Raw genomic sequence first — 13,462 nt, forward strand, 5'->3', positions numbered from 1 at the left:
CGTATGGCAATTCAAATGAAATATGCTTTCAGAGCGCGCCTCTTTTTGTTATAAAATTTCACGCAGCAAGAAAGATGAAATATTCTTTCATAACTGATCTAAAATTTTATGGGAATTTCATGGCACTGGAACTTGGACTGGACGACCTTGATCGTCGCATCCTGAATGCCCTGCAAACTGATGCATCACAGACAAATGCGGAGCTGGCCGAACAAGTGCATGTGTCGCCGCCCACTTGTCTGCGCCGGGTCAAGCAGCTGACCGAGAATGGTGTTATCGCACGGCAAGTGGCAATTGTCGACCCGGACAAGGTGGGTGCGCGCCTGACGGCGATTGTCGAGATCACGCTCGACGTGCAGGCGGCGGAACGGATGGCGCAATTCGAGAAACTGGCGGCGACGGAGGATGCCGTGATGCAGTGCTACCGCGTCGCGCCGGGCCCGGATTTCGTGTTGATCATCCAGGTGGTGGATATGCCGGCCTACCACGCGCTGGCGCACCGCCTGTTCGCGACCCACGCCAATGTGCGCAACGTAAAAGCCTATTTTTCTACCTTCAGGAGCAAGTTCGATACGCGGATCGCCGTGTAAGCAGCCTTGCCTGACCTGTGGATAATCCTGTTTGCAACCCTGTGAAATCACAGGGAATATCCAGTGCGTAAGCCAGTGGATAGCCCTGTGATTTTCCGGTGGAAGAGCGCTGTAAAACCGGTGGATTACTTCGGCTTTTTCACTGGACGCGCCCAGCCTTCGATCGTCGTCTGCCTGGCGCGGGATATTGTCAGCTTGCCGGCCGGCGCATCTTTCGTCAGCGTGGTGCCGGCGCCGAGCGTCGCACCCTTGCCGACCGTAACCGGGGCGACCAGCTGGCTGTCGCTGCCAATAAAGGCGTCGTCTTCGATCACCGTGCGGAATTTATTTGCGCCATCGTAATTACACGTGATGGTGCCGGCGCCGATGTTGACGCGCGAACCGATCGTGGCGTCGCCGACATAGGCAAGGTGATTGGCCTTGCTGTGCGCGGCGATCTGGCTGTTTTTGACTTCGACGAAGTTGCCGATGTGGACATCCTGACCGAGCTCGGTGCCGGGGCGCAGGCGCGCATACGGGCCGATCTGCGACTTGGCGCCGACCACTGCGTCCTCGATATGGCAGAAGGGCTTGATCTGCGCACCGGCCGCCACCTGGGCGTTGACCAGCACGCAATGCGGGCCCACGTTGACGCCATCGGCCAGTTCCACGCGGCCCTCGAATACGCAGCCGACATCGATCGTGACATCGCGCCCGCAAATGAGTTCGCCGCGCACGTCGATGCGGGCCGGGTCCATCAGGGTCACGCCCTTTTCCAGCAGCGCATTAGCGATATTGAGTTGATGGCGGCGCTCGAGTTCGGCCAGTTGCACCTTGCTGTTGACGCCCGCGACTTCCCATTCGCCGGCCGGGGAAGCGGACACCACGTCGACGCCATCGCTCACGGCTTGCGCCACGATGTCGGTCAAATAGTATTCGCCCTGCGCATTGTTGTTCGACAGCGCAGCGAGCCAGGTTTTCAGGTGGCGCGTCGGGATCGACATGATGCCGCTGTTGATTTCGCGGATCGCGCGCTGTTCTTCGTTCGCATCCTTCTCTTCGACGATGCGCACGATGCGGCCACCTTCTCGCACGATGCGCCCCAAACCGAACGGATTGGCCTGCTCGACGGTCAGGATGCCGAGCTTGTCGCTACCGGCGGCCTCGACCAGGCGGCGCAGCGAGTCGGCGGTCGTCAGCGGGACGTCGCCGTACAGCACCAGCGTCGGCACGTTTTCGTCGAGCTGCGGCACAGCCTGCATCACGGCGTGGCCGGTGCCCAGCTGCGGCTGCTGCAGGGCGGTGTCGATCGGCGCTTCGCCAGGCGTCGCCAGAGCGGCCACCATGTCCGGCACCGCTGCGCCCCCGTGTCCGTAAATCACGCATAATTTACTCGGCCGCAGGAGGCGGGCGGTATCGATGACATGCTGCAGCAGCGGCTTGCCCGCCAGCGGATGCAACACTTTAGGCAGCGCGGACTGCATGCGCTTTCCCATGCCGGCGGCAAGGATGACAACGTTCATAAGCCGTATTCAATAAGAGTTAATAAGATGAAAAAGTTTATCACGCATGACAGCGCGCACGACGCCCCGTTCCAGCGCACACGTGCGCTGTTCCTGATCGCCCTGCTGGCTTTACTGACCGCCTGCAGCACGATCCGTTTCAGCTACAACCATGGCGACACACTACTCTACTGGTGGCTGGACGCCTATGTCGACTTTGAAGGCAACCAATCCGATTGGGTCAAACGCGACATCGGCGAACTGTTTCAATGGCACCGCAAAACGCAATTGCACGATTACGCCGCCCTGCTCGGCAGCTTCCAGCGCCAGCTGGCCGGCAATCCGACCCAGGCCGATTTGCTGAACGATTACCACGAGCTGCGCAGCCGCACCGAAACCCTGGCCATGAAGGCCGTACCCGATATGGTCGACCTGGCGCGCTCGCTCACGCCCGACCAGATCGCGCAAATGGAAAAGCGCTTCAACAAGAAAAACGACGAATACCGCCGCAAGTTCGTCAGCGGCAGCGTCGAGAAACGCAATGAAGCGCGCTTCGACAAGTCGATGGACCAATTCAAACTCTGGTTCGGGAGTTTTAGTAACGAGCAGGAAAAGGTACTGCGCCGCACCTCGGATGCGCGCCCGCTCGACAACAATATCTGGCTCGAGGAACGAATTGTCCGCCAGCGCAGGATCCTGGCCCTGGCCCGTAAGATTCAACAGGAAAAGCCGAACAAGGAGCAGACCGGCGCCATGATCACCACCCTGCTGCACGAATTTTTTACGCGCATGGATGCACCCGAGCGCAAGGGTTTTTATGACAGCTATATCAACGCGACCTCGAATTTCATCCTGACCGCCATCCGCATCGCGACGCCCGCCCAGAAAGCCCATGCCCAACAGCGCATGCAGGGCTGGATCGATGATTTCAATGCGCTCGCCAAGGAAGCAAAATAGCGACCGCGGGCCTCTGGTATAGTGCGCGCCATGCGAAATAAGCCAGCAACCAGGCCAGCAACCAGGCCAGCAAACAAGTCCCAGGGCCAGCACGGCCGCCCGCGCCTCGCGCCCCAGCAGATACGCATCATCGGCGGAGAATGGAAACGGCGCCTGCTGCCGGTGGTCGACGCCCTCGGCCTGCGCCCGACGCCGGACCGCGTGCGCGAAACGGTCTTCAACTGGATCCACCACCAGGTCGGCGGCGATTGGGCGCACACCGATTGCCTCGACCTGTTCGCCGGCAGCGGCGCACTCGGCTTCGAGGCCGCCAGCCGCGGCGCCCATTCGGTGACGATGCTCGATTTTCACGGTCCGGCCGCGCGCCAGCTGCAAGAGAACAAGGACATGCTCAACGCGGAGAACGTCAGCGTGCTGCGCGGCGACGCTTTTGTCGTGGCGCGCGACCTGGCCGCGCGCGGCCAGCGCTATGACGTGATCTTCCTCGATCCGCCTTATCAGCAGGACCTCATCGCCAGGGCGCTGCCGCTGTGTATCGACCTGCTCAAGGAGGACGGCATGGTCTATGTGGAAGCGGAATGTGCGCTGCCGCAGGGAGAAGACACCCCGGACTGGTTGTCCCCGTGGGAGCAAGTGCGCGCCGACAAGGCGGGTATGGTCTTCTATCACCTGCTGAAGTTGAGCAAATGAGGTATGCAATGAGTCAAGCAATCCGCTGAACGATAACTTGCGCGAAAACAAGGCTTAAACCCTGCAAATTTGCTCAATTTGCGGGCAGAGCGGGCGCCATTCTGGGGCAACTGCTGGATTATCAGGCATAATGCGCGTTCCGGAGCGTTACGCGCTCTAAACAGGTTTCTCTTCCAGGGAGCAGCAATGGTAGTAGCCGTTTATCCAGGTACCTTCGATCCGCTGACCCGCGGCCATGAGGATCTGGTCCGCCGTGCATCGGGCCTCTTCGATACGCTGGTCGTCGGTGTTGCCGACAGCAAGAACAAGAAGCCGTTCTTCTCGCTCGACGAGCGCCTCGAGATCGCCAACGAGGTGCTGGGCCATTACCCGAACGTGAAGGTCGAGAGTTTTTCCGGCCTGTTGAAGGATTTCGTGCGCAAGCACGATGCGCGCGTCATCGTGCGCGGCCTGCGCGCCGTCTCCGACTTCGAGTATGAATTCCAGATGGCCGGCATGAACCGTTATTTGCTGCCCGATGTCGAAACGCTGTTCCTGACCCCATCCGACCAGTACCAATTCATTTCCGGCACCATCGTGCGCGAAATCGCGATGCTGGGCGGCGATGTGTCGAAATTCGTATTCCCTTCGGTCGACCGCTGGCTGCAAAAGAAAATTGCATCCATGAACCTGCCGAAAGCCTGACCAGGCATTCACATTATTTAAAGCAGCCGCATCATGGCCTTACTGATTACCGACGAATGCATCAATTGCGACGTGTGCGAGCCCGAGTGCCCGAACGACGCGATTTCGATGGGCGAAGAGATCTACGAGATCGACCCGCATAAGTGCACGGAATGCGTCGGCCACTTCGACGAACCGCAGTGCCAGGCCCTGTGCCCGGTCGCCTGCATTCCGTTCAATCCGGCCTGGCGCGAAACGCGCGAGGAACTCATGGCCAAGTACGAACGCCTGACGGCGGACAAGAACGCCTCCTGACGACTACTGCCGGCTGCGCCACATGGATCGCGCAGGCCGGCGGGCGAATTCATACGGCAATGCTATTCTGCCCGTATGGATGAAAACGACGACGAATTAACTTCGCGGCTACCACAATCGGTTAATAAAAATCTCGACACGATCGCCGAGTATTACGCGCGCCATGAAGAAAGCGTGACACGGGCCCAGGCCTTTGTCGAGAAAATGAGCCTGTTTCTCGGCAGCCCCGGCTATTTTGCCGTGAACGCGAGCCTGATCGTTTGCTGGATCGCCTGGAACTTGGCCGCTTCCCAATTCGACCTGCCCCAGCCGGACGAACCGCCATTCTTCTGGCTGCAGGGTTTTGTATCGCTGAATGCCTTCATCATTTCCACGACCGTCCTGATTCGCCAGAACCGCATGTCGAAACTGGCCGAGCACAATGCCCACCTCGATCTGCAGATCAGCCTGCTGGCCGAAGAAAAGACCAGCAAGATCATTGCCATGCTCGAGGACATCCGGCGCGATTCCCCGACCTTGCCCGACAAGGTCGACCAGGAGGCCGACGAACTGTCCGAGTCGGCCGACACCAGTACCGTGCTTGAAGCAATCGAGCGCGACCAGGAACACGATCGCCGACCTCCCCAGGCGTAAAACTTTCCCGTTGTATTGTGCCGTTGCAGCATTGAAATAGTCGATCTGTCTTGATTTTAGACAAGATTTCGATGCTATATTGGTATTGCCGTTTTAGCACGGTCATACTTATTTATACGAAACGGGGAATGCGGTGAACATCAATAACTTGCGCATCGGCCAGCGCCTGGCCATTGGCTTCGGGATCGTCATCTCCTTGCTGGTGTTATTGGCCGGTTTGTCGTACACGCGCCTGGCTAGCCTGAACAATGAAATGGGATCGCTGATCCACCTGCGCTACGCGAATACCGTCAGCGCCAATGCGATCAAAGCCGACGTCAACGAAGCCACCCGCGGCATGCTCAGCGTGCTGGTGATGAGCGATCCGGACCAGGTGCGCAAGGAACTCGAGAATGCCGCCAAAAAAAGCGCCGACGCCAGCACCGCCGTCGCCGCCCTCGCAGGCAGCACGCTCGAACCCGAGGGCGCGCAGATCCTGGCGTCATTAAGCGCGATCCAGGCCAAATTCCTGCCGGCCCAGGAAGCGTTCGCGAAACTGGTGCTGGAAGACCGCAAGGACGAAGCCATGGTCAAATTCATGTTTTCGCTGCGGCCCCAGCAAACCAGGTATTTCGCGCAGCTCGACCGTTTTATTGCTTACCAAAATGCCGCGATGACGGCCGCCGGCGACGCCGCTGCGACCGTCACGCGGCGCACGCAGCTGCTGGTGCTGGCCCTGGCCATCGCCGCGGCCGTGATTTCCCTGGGCGTGGCCTGGCTGGCGACGCGCAGCATCGTGCGGCCGCTGCGCCATGTCGTCAAAATCGCACGCCGCGTGGCCGATGGCGATTTGACCAGCGAGATCCGTGTCGAGACCGAGGATGAAACCGGGCAAATGATGCGCGCCCTGCGCCACATGAACGACAGCCTGCAGCACATCGTCGCCGACGTGCGCGTCAGCACCGAAGCGATGGCGTCGAGTTCGAGCCAGATCGCCAGCGGCAACAGCGATTTGTCGGTGCGCACCGAACAGCAAGCCGCCTCGCTCGGCCAGACGGCCGACGCGATGCGCGAACTGACCGACACCGTCCAGCAGAACGCAGATAATGCGCGCCAGGCAAATGCCCTGGCTGCGCAGGCGTCCACGGTCGCCGCGCGCGGCGGGGCCGTGGTCGAGAAAGTAATCGATACCATGGGCTCGATCACGACGTCCTCGCAACGCATCGTCGACATCATCGGCGTCATCGACTCGATCGCCTTCCAGACAAATATCCTGGCCCTGAATGCGGCGGTCGAAGCTGCGCGCGCGGGCGAGCAGGGGCGCGGCTTTGCGGTCGTGGCCGCCGAGGTGCGCAGCCTGGCCCAGCGCTCGGCGGCGGCGGCCCGGGAAATCAAGGTGCTGATAGGCGACTCGAGCGACAAGGTGCGAGAAGGCAGCCTGCTCGTCGAGCAGGCCGGCGCGACGATGCGCGACGTCGTCGACAGCGTGCGCCGCGTGACCGACATCATGGCCGAGATCACGGCCGCCAGCGCCGAGCAAAGCACGGGGATCGCCCAGGTCAGCCGGAATGTCGTCGACATGGACCAGAGTACCCAGGAAAACGCCGCCCTGGTCGAGGAGGCGGCCGCAGCCGCGGCCTCGATGCAGCAGCAGGCGGCGCAACTGGCGCGCGCCGTCAGCATTTTCAAATTGGCCGTGCCGCCCGAGCGGCCGGCCCTCGACGCGGCAGACACGCCGCGGCGCCTGCCCGCGCCCGTCGCAACGAACGCATAAAAATATCACCCAGGAGACAGCATGAGCTTCATGAAACACACCAACACCCTCGTCAGCGGCGCCGTACTGGCGCTGGCTTTCGCCTGCCAGGCGCAGGCCGCCATCGACGTCAACGGCATCCGGTTCGAGGACACGAACAAGGTCGGCGGGAAGGGGCTGAAACTGAATGGCGCCGGCATGCGCACCAAACTCATCATCAAGGTATATGCGGCCGGGCTGTATCTGCCGGAAAAGAAGACGAATGTCGCCGACATCCTGAAAGGCGAGGGCCCGCGCCGCGTCACCCTGGTGATGGCGCGCGACATCGCTTCGGAAGACCTCGGCAAAGCCTTCATGGATGGCATCAACGAAAACCTGGACAAGGCGGAGAAGGCGAAGATCGTCGGCCAGATCGCCAAGTTCGGGGAGATGTTCGCGGCGGTCGACGACATCAAAAAGGGCGATGTGCTGCACATGGACTGGATCCCGGGCACCGGGACGGTCTGCGAACTGAACGGCAAGCGGATCGGCGAACCCGTGTCGGACGTGAATTTCTATAATGCCGTGCTGCGCATCTGGCTGGGAGACAAGCCGGTCGACCGCTCGCTGAAGCCGGCGCTGCTGGGCGACGCACGCTGAGCAGGGGCCTGACATGAAAAAACGCGGCGCCGGGTAACCGGACGCCGCGTTTTTTTCAGGGCGCAGCGTTTATGCGCGGGCGCCCATGACGCGCGGGCGGCGCGCCGGACGGGGACGCACGGTCAGCACGAAGGCGCGTACCAGTCCCGAAATGAGGGGACGAAAAAACATCAGCAGGCTGGCCAGCAGCGCCAGGACCAGCACGCCACGCACGAGCTCGGCGACCGAAGGAATGGGGAAGGACAGGAGGGTAAGCGCTGCGGCGAAGGACATGATTACTGACGACGGAATGTTGTTTTTTAGAACTATAGTGCATTGCAACATATAAATCTAATTTCGTTTACTGATGTGCCTTATATTGATTGTGAATGAAATGGGGTACACTTTGATGCAGACCAATTGCGGCGCATTATTACCAACGAGAGACTCCATGAGCTTCCTGACGCTGGACCTGAACCTGCTGCGCGTGTTCGACGCAGTCATGACCGAACAAAACCTGACACGTGCTGCCGGCCACCTGGCGATGACCCAGCCGGCGGTATCGAACGCCATCAAACGCCTGCGCGAAAGCCTGGGCGACGAGTTGCTGATCCGCACCGCCTATGGCGTGAAGCCGACGCCGCGCGCCGAAGCCTTATGGCCATCGGTGCGCGCGGCGCTGCAGTCGCTGGAAGCGGCCGTGATGCCGGAAACCTTCGACGTCTCCAAAGCCCAGGCCACCTTCCGCATGGCGATGGCCGACGCCACCGCCGCCTACTGGCTGCCGTCGCTCATGCGTTCGATCGAAAGCGAGGCGCCGGGCGTGAACATCCGCATGATGCCGCTGACGACGCGCGAGCCGCGCCCGATGCTGCTGCGCGGCGACATCGACCTGGCCGTCGGCTTTTTCCCGGGCGTGGCGGCGCAGCTGTCGTATGAAACCGGTTCGCCGATCCGCCACGAGCGCCTGTATTCCGGCCAGTACGTGTGCGTGATGCGCAAGAACCACCCGCTGGCCGGCAACAAGCTCGACCTCGACACCTATTGCAAGGCCAATCACTTATTGGTCAGTTTTTCCGGCCGCGCGCACGGCCTGGTCGATGAGGCGCTGGCGCAAATCGGGCGCGAACGGCGCATTTTGCTGACCGTGAACCAATTCTTTACCGCCGGACGGGTGGTGGCGAATTCGGACTTGATCACGGTGTTGCCGAAACATTTGATGGTCTCGACCGGGATGACGGAATCGCTGGTCTGGCGCGAACTGCCCTTCGCCCTGCCGGCCGTGCACCTGGACATGCTCTGGCACGAACGCGACGGCCGCAGCCCGGCGCACCGCTGGCTGAGGAATAACCTGGAAACGACCGCGGCGCAGGCGACCGCGCCGAAAGGCGAGCGCCAGGCGGCGTAAATCTTGTCGGGTGGACGGGGAACCCGTCCACCCTGCATTGGAGGCGCGCGTTCTCCCGCTCTACCGGATCGGCAGCTTCGTCGTATTTTTCACTTCTTCCATCACCGCATAGGTATGCGTCTCGCGCACGCCCTTCTGCAATAAGGTCTTGCCGAGGAATTCGCGGTACGCCGCCATGTCTTTGACACGCGCTTTCACCAGGTAGTCGAAGCCGCCCGCCACCATGTGGCATTCCAGCACTTCCGGGATCAGCTGCACGCTCTGTTTGAAGGCATCGAACACTTCCGGCGTGGTGCGGTCGAGCACGACTTCGATGAACACCAGCAGGGAAACGTCGAGCAGCTGGGGATTCAGCTGGGCCGTATAACCCATGATGTAGCCGGACTCGTGGAGTTTGCGCACCCGCTCGAGGCAGGCTGCAGGCGACAGGTTCACGCGAGTGGCGAGTTCGACGTTGCTGATGCGGCCGTCGTTCTGCAACTCGGCGAGGATTTTTTTCGATATCTTGTCCAGCATGCGGCGCTCCCACTGTAAATATTATTTGGTCGAATTCTCGCACCAAAAACTATCTATTGCTAGTACCCCGTAAAAACAGAATTAATCCAGAAGAAATCCTTCTACAATCAAACGATTGAAGCACGTATCAAAACGCGCGCCGGCTGCCCCTGCAGACCGGCGCGTTTTGCTGTGCGCACCCTTTGACCTGACCCTGACAAGACCACCATGCAGATCGCCGCCACTCCGGCCACCACCTTCGTTCCCTTCGACGCATTTCAAGCGGAAATCAAGCCCGGCCAGTCGCCGCTGCGCGCCGCCATCACGGCCGCTTACCGCCGCGATGAAGCCGAGGCCGTGCAATGGCTGCTGGCCCAGGGCGCGCGTCCGAGTGCCGAGGCGAAACCGCTGGCGCACCGCCTGGTCTCGAGCGTGCGCGCAAAACGCACCCGCGCCTCGGGTGTCGACGCCTTGATGCACGAATTCTCCCTGTCGTCGGAAGAAGGGGTCGCGTTGATGTGCCTGGCCGAAGCGCTGCTGCGCATTCCGGACAGCGCCACCGCCGACCGCCTGATCGCCGACAAGATCAGCCGCGGCGACTGGCGCAGCCACCTGGGCGAATCGCCTTCCCTGTTCGTGAACGCCGCGACCTGGGGTTTATTGATTACCGGTAAACTGGTCTCGAGCAACAGCGAACGCGGTCTCGGTTCGGCGATGACGCGCCTGATCGCCAAAGGCGGCGAACCGCTGATCCGCAAAGGGGTGGACCTGGCCATGCGCATGCTCGGCAACCAGTTCGTGACCGGCCAGACCATCGACGAAGCCTTGAAAAACAGCCAGCCGAACGAGGCGCGCGGTTATCAATATTCTTACGACATGCTGGGAGAAGCGGCGCTGACCGAGCATGATGCGCAAAGCTATTATGCTTCTTACGAAAAAGCGATCCACGCGATCGGCAAGGCGTCGAATGGCCGCGGCATCAAGAACGGCCCGGGCATTTCCATCAAACTGTCGGCCCTGCACCCGCGCTACAGCCGCGCGCAGTCGGCACGCGTAATGAGCGAACTGCTGCCGCGCGTGCGCAGCCTGGTGTTACTCGCAAAAGGCTACGACATCGGCATCAATATCGATGCGGAAGAGGCCGATCGCCTCGAGATCTCGCTCGACATGCTCGAAGCGCTGGCGTTTGACCCCGAACTCGCCGGTTTCGACGGCATCGGCCTGGTGGTGCAGGGTTATCAAAAACGCTGCCCCTTCGTGATCGATTACGTGATCGACCTGGCCAAGCGCAGCGGCCGCAAGTTCATGGTGCGTTTGGTAAAGGGGGCGTATTGGGATGCGGAGATCAAGCGTGCGCAAGTCGATGGCATGCCGGGCTTCCCGGTCTATACGCGCAAGGTCTATACGGACGTGTCGTATCTCACCTGCGCCGAGAAACTGCTGGGGGCGACGGATGTCATCTACGCCCAGTTCGCGACCCACAATGCGCACACCTTGTCGGTGATTTATACCTGGGCCAGGGAGCGCGGTGTCGAAAACTATGAATTCCAGTGCCTGCACGGCATGGGCGAGACGCTGTACGACCAGGTCGTAGGCAAAGAAAACCTCGATAAAACCTGCCGCATTTATGCGCCGGTCGGTTCCCACGAAACCCTGCTCGCCTATCTCGTGCGCCGCCTGCTGGAAAACGGCGCCAACTCGTCTTTCGTGAACCAGATCGTCGACGAAAAAGTCGCCATCGATACCTTATTGAATGATCCGTTCGAGGTCGCGCGCGCCAGCGGCGGCTTGCCGCATACGGGTATCGCCCTGCCGCGCGCGCTGTTCGGGACCGAGAGAAAAAATTCGGCCGGCATCGACCTGACGAATGAAGATGCGCTGCGCACCCTGGGCACGGAACTGTCGCGCCAGCGCGCGTACAAGGCGACGCCCCTGATTGCCGGCGCGGTGGAAGGTGCGGACAGCTTGTCGGTCGTGAATCCGGCACAAAACGCCGATGTCGTCGGCCTGGTCCAGGAAGCGGCGAAGACCGATGTCGACACCGCGCTGGCCGCCGCCACCGCCTTTGCCGGCGAGTGGAACAGCAGCGCCAACACGCAGCGCGCCGCCATCCTCGACCGCGTCGCCGACCTGTTCGAAGCCAATTGCGCCGAGCTGATGGCCCTGGCCGTGCGCGAAGCCGGCAAATCGCTGCCGAACGCGATCGCGGAAATCCGCGAAGCCGTCGACTTTTTGCGCTATTACGGCGCCCAGGTCAAAGACGCTGCACCTGCGCAAGCGCTGGGTCCCGTCACCTGCATCAGCCCGTGGAACTTCCCGCTCGCCATTTTTACCGGCCAGGTGGCCGCCGCACTGGCCGCCGGCAACGTCGTGCTCGCAAAACCGGCCGAGCAGACGCCATTGATCGCGCACCGTGCGGTGGAGCTGTTTCATGAAGCCGGCATTCCGCGCGCCGCGCTGCAATTGCTGCCGGGCCGCGGCGAAGTCGTCGGTGCCGCCCTCACATCAGATTCGCGCGTAAAAGGCGTGATTTTTACGGGATCGACCGAAGTTGCGCAACTGATCAACCGCACGCTCGCGCAACGCGGCGAAGCCGAGGGCATCGATATTCCGCTGGTCGCGGAAACCGGCGGCCAGAATGCCCTGATCGTCGATTCCTCGGCGCTGCCGGAGCAGGTGGTGCAGGACGTGCTGAGTTCGGCTTTTGATTCCGCCGGCCAGCGCTGCTCCGCGCTGCGCGTCTTGTTCCTGCAGGAAGATATTGCCGATAAAACGATCCGCATGCTGAAGGGCGCACTCGGCGAATTGCGCGTCGGCAGCCCCGACCGCCTGGCGACCGACATCGGTCCCGTGATCGACGCCGACGCCCAGCGCAATTTGCTGGCCCACATCGAGCGCATGAGAGCCACGGCCAAGCAGTATTTCGCGTTGGAATTGCCGGCCTCGCTGACCTCGCAAGGGACGTTTGTGCCGCCGACCGTGCTGGAAATCGCTTCCCTGGCGGAACTGAAGCAGGAAGTGTTCGGACCGGTACTGCACATCGTGCGCTATCGCCGCGCCGACCTGGGCAAAGTGGTCGATACGATCAACGCCACCGGCTACGGCCTGACGCTGGGTATTCACTCGCGCATCGACGAAACCATCGATTTCATCACGACCCGTGCCCACGTCGGGAATATCTACGTGAACCGGAATATCGTCGGCGCCGTCGTCGGCGTGCAGCCTTTCGGCGGGGAAGGCAAATCCGGCACCGGCCCGAAAGCCGGTGGTCCGCTCTACATCAAGCGCCTGCAGCGCCAGGCCGCCCCCCTGCAGGAACATGCCGGCAAACCGTATGCGGCGCTCGCCGCGCTGCAAGTGTGGGCGCGCAACCATGGCCATGAGGATATTGTCGCCTTGTGCGAGACGTATTCCCGCAGCCAATTGAACGGGACCACGCTCACGCTACCGGGCCCGACCGGCGAAACGAATCGCCTGTCCTTCTGTGCGCGGGGGGTCGTGCTGTGCGCAGCAAGCACGATCAAGGGCATGCTGAACCAGTTGGCGGCCGCGATGGCAACTGGCAACCGCGCCCTCGTGCTCGCCGGTGCGGGCTTCGCCTTGCCGGAAGACTTGCCGGCGCCCGTGAAAGACCGCATCCGTTTTATTGGTGCAGCGGAAGTGAACAATTGCGAATGCGAGATCGCGCTGATCGAAGCGGGTTTGCCAGGCAATCTGCGCTCGCAGCTGGCAGCGCGCACCGGTGCGATCGTCGGCATCGTCGATACCGATGCGAGCTCGCCGGTTCCCGTGTGGCGTTTGGTGGCCGAGCGTGCGGTATGCGTCAACACGACTGCGGCTGGCGGCAACGCAAGCCTCATGACCTTGGGGCTGTAATCAT

The 13,462-nt window shown here is 61.5% G+C and carries 13 protein-coding genes; 10 read left to right on the top strand and 3 right to left on the bottom strand.

Features of this window, described 5'->3' with window-relative positions; all coding sequences use genetic code 11:
• Positions 1 to 119 precede the first annotated feature (119 nt).
• A complete protein-coding gene (locus AC1MEM_RS03745) occupies positions 120 to 590 on the top strand; it encodes an Lrp/AsnC family transcriptional regulator (RefSeq protein ID WP_499475421.1) in 471 nt (156 codons plus the stop codon).
• Between the two features lie 125 nt (positions 591 to 715).
• Here the strand turns inward: AC1MEM_RS03745 and glmU are convergent, their stop codons facing one another.
• A complete protein-coding gene (gene glmU / locus AC1MEM_RS03750) occupies positions 716 to 2,092 on the bottom strand; it encodes a bifunctional UDP-N-acetylglucosamine diphosphorylase/glucosamine-1-phosphate N-acetyltransferase GlmU (RefSeq protein WP_499475422.1) in 1,377 nt (458 codons plus the stop codon).
• Positions 2,093 to 2,119: 27 nt separating this feature from the next.
• Between glmU and AC1MEM_RS03755 the strand changes: the two genes are divergently transcribed.
• The 7 genes from AC1MEM_RS03755 (at position 2,120) to AC1MEM_RS03785 (ending at position 7,700) form a co-directional block, all read left to right on the top strand.
• Positions 2,120 to 3,028, top strand: coding sequence for a DUF6279 family lipoprotein (locus AC1MEM_RS03755; RefSeq protein ID WP_499475424.1), 909 nt, complete (start codon positions 2,120 to 2,122; stop codon positions 3,026 to 3,028).
• 30 nt (positions 3,029 to 3,058) lie between these two features.
• The gene (gene rsmD / locus AC1MEM_RS03760; RefSeq protein WP_499475426.1) at positions 3,059 to 3,718 is read left to right on the top strand and encodes a 16S rRNA (guanine(966)-N(2))-methyltransferase RsmD; all 660 of its coding nucleotides are present in this window, start codon (positions 3,059 to 3,061) and stop codon (positions 3,716 to 3,718) included.
• Between the two features lie 186 nt (positions 3,719 to 3,904).
• The gene (gene coaD / locus AC1MEM_RS03765; RefSeq protein WP_499475428.1) at positions 3,905 to 4,402 is read left to right on the top strand and encodes a pantetheine-phosphate adenylyltransferase; all 498 of its coding nucleotides are present in this window, start codon (positions 3,905 to 3,907) and stop codon (positions 4,400 to 4,402) included.
• A 33-nt stretch (positions 4,403 to 4,435) separates the two neighbouring features.
• Positions 4,436 to 4,696 (top strand): YfhL family 4Fe-4S dicluster ferredoxin, encoded by a 261-nt coding sequence (locus tag AC1MEM_RS03770; RefSeq protein ID WP_499475430.1) that lies wholly within the window; start codon positions 4,436 to 4,438, stop codon positions 4,694 to 4,696.
• A 174-nt stretch (positions 4,697 to 4,870) separates the two neighbouring features.
• Entirely contained in the window at positions 4,871 to 5,329 is a 459-nt protein-coding gene (locus AC1MEM_RS03775) for a DUF1003 domain-containing protein (RefSeq protein ID WP_499475432.1), read from the top strand.
• A gap of 133 nt (positions 5,330 to 5,462) precedes the next feature.
• Positions 5,463 to 7,082 (top strand): methyl-accepting chemotaxis protein, encoded by a 1,620-nt coding sequence (locus AC1MEM_RS03780; RefSeq protein WP_499475434.1) that lies wholly within the window; start codon positions 5,463 to 5,465, stop codon positions 7,080 to 7,082.
• 21 nt (positions 7,083 to 7,103) lie between these two features.
• A complete protein-coding gene (locus tag AC1MEM_RS03785; RefSeq protein ID WP_499475436.1) occupies positions 7,104 to 7,700 on the top strand; it encodes a chalcone isomerase family protein in 597 nt (198 codons plus the stop codon).
• A gap of 69 nt (positions 7,701 to 7,769) precedes the next feature.
• Here AC1MEM_RS03785 and AC1MEM_RS03790 read toward each other — a convergent pair whose 3' ends face one another.
• Positions 7,770 to 7,973 (bottom strand): hypothetical protein, encoded by a 204-nt coding sequence (locus tag AC1MEM_RS03790; protein WP_499475437.1) that lies wholly within the window; start codon positions 7,971 to 7,973, stop codon positions 7,770 to 7,772.
• Between the two features lie 157 nt (positions 7,974 to 8,130).
• Here AC1MEM_RS03790 and AC1MEM_RS03795 point away from each other — a divergent pair, with 157 nt between their 5' ends.
• Positions 8,131 to 9,087, top strand: coding sequence for a LysR family transcriptional regulator (locus AC1MEM_RS03795; protein ID WP_499475438.1), 957 nt, complete (start codon positions 8,131 to 8,133; stop codon positions 9,085 to 9,087).
• Between the two features lie 60 nt (positions 9,088 to 9,147).
• On the opposite strand, the gene AC1MEM_RS03800 is transcribed toward AC1MEM_RS03795, so the two are convergent.
• Positions 9,148 to 9,603, bottom strand: coding sequence for an Lrp/AsnC ligand binding domain-containing protein (locus AC1MEM_RS03800; protein ID WP_056340766.1), 456 nt, complete (start codon positions 9,601 to 9,603; stop codon positions 9,148 to 9,150).
• 207 nt (positions 9,604 to 9,810) lie between these two features.
• Here AC1MEM_RS03800 and putA point away from each other — a divergent pair, with 207 nt between their 5' ends.
• The gene (putA, locus tag AC1MEM_RS03805; protein ID WP_499475439.1) at positions 9,811 to 13,458 is read left to right on the top strand and encodes a trifunctional transcriptional regulator/proline dehydrogenase/L-glutamate gamma-semialdehyde dehydrogenase; all 3,648 of its coding nucleotides are present in this window, start codon (positions 9,811 to 9,813) and stop codon (positions 13,456 to 13,458) included.
• Positions 13,459 to 13,462: the final 4 nt, after the last annotated feature.

It is taken from the genome of Telluria sp. AIW5, assembly GCF_056680575.1.

Bases quoted from the DNA above. Each gene is read 5' to 3' on its own strand.
- rsmD (WP_499475426.1), top strand. From the start codon at position 3,059: ATGCGAAATAAGCCAGCAACCAGGCCAGCAACCAGGCCAGCAAACAAG.
- AC1MEM_RS03755 (WP_499475424.1), top strand. From the start codon at position 2,120: ATGAAAAAGTTTATCACGCATGACAGCGCGCACGACGCCCCGTTCCAG.
- putA (WP_499475439.1), top strand. From the start codon at position 9,811: ATGCAGATCGCCGCCACTCCGGCCACCACCTTCGTTCCCTTCGACGCA.
- AC1MEM_RS03790 (WP_499475437.1), bottom strand. From the start codon at position 7,973: ATGTCCTTCGCCGCAGCGCTTACCCTCCTGTCCTTCCCCATTCCTTCG.
- AC1MEM_RS03745 (WP_499475421.1), top strand. From the start codon at position 120: ATGGCACTGGAACTTGGACTGGACGACCTTGATCGTCGCATCCTGAAT.
- coaD (WP_499475428.1), top strand. From the start codon at position 3,905: ATGGTAGTAGCCGTTTATCCAGGTACCTTCGATCCGCTGACCCGCGGC.
- AC1MEM_RS03785 (WP_499475436.1), top strand. From the start codon at position 7,104: ATGAGCTTCATGAAACACACCAACACCCTCGTCAGCGGCGCCGTACTG.
- AC1MEM_RS03795 (WP_499475438.1), top strand. From the start codon at position 8,131: ATGAGCTTCCTGACGCTGGACCTGAACCTGCTGCGCGTGTTCGACGCA.
- glmU (WP_499475422.1), bottom strand. From the start codon at position 2,092: ATGAACGTTGTCATCCTTGCCGCCGGCATGGGAAAGCGCATGCAGTCC.
- AC1MEM_RS03770 (WP_499475430.1), top strand. From the start codon at position 4,436: ATGGCCTTACTGATTACCGACGAATGCATCAATTGCGACGTGTGCGAG.
- AC1MEM_RS03800 (WP_056340766.1), bottom strand. From the start codon at position 9,603: ATGCTGGACAAGATATCGAAAAAAATCCTCGCCGAGTTGCAGAACGAC.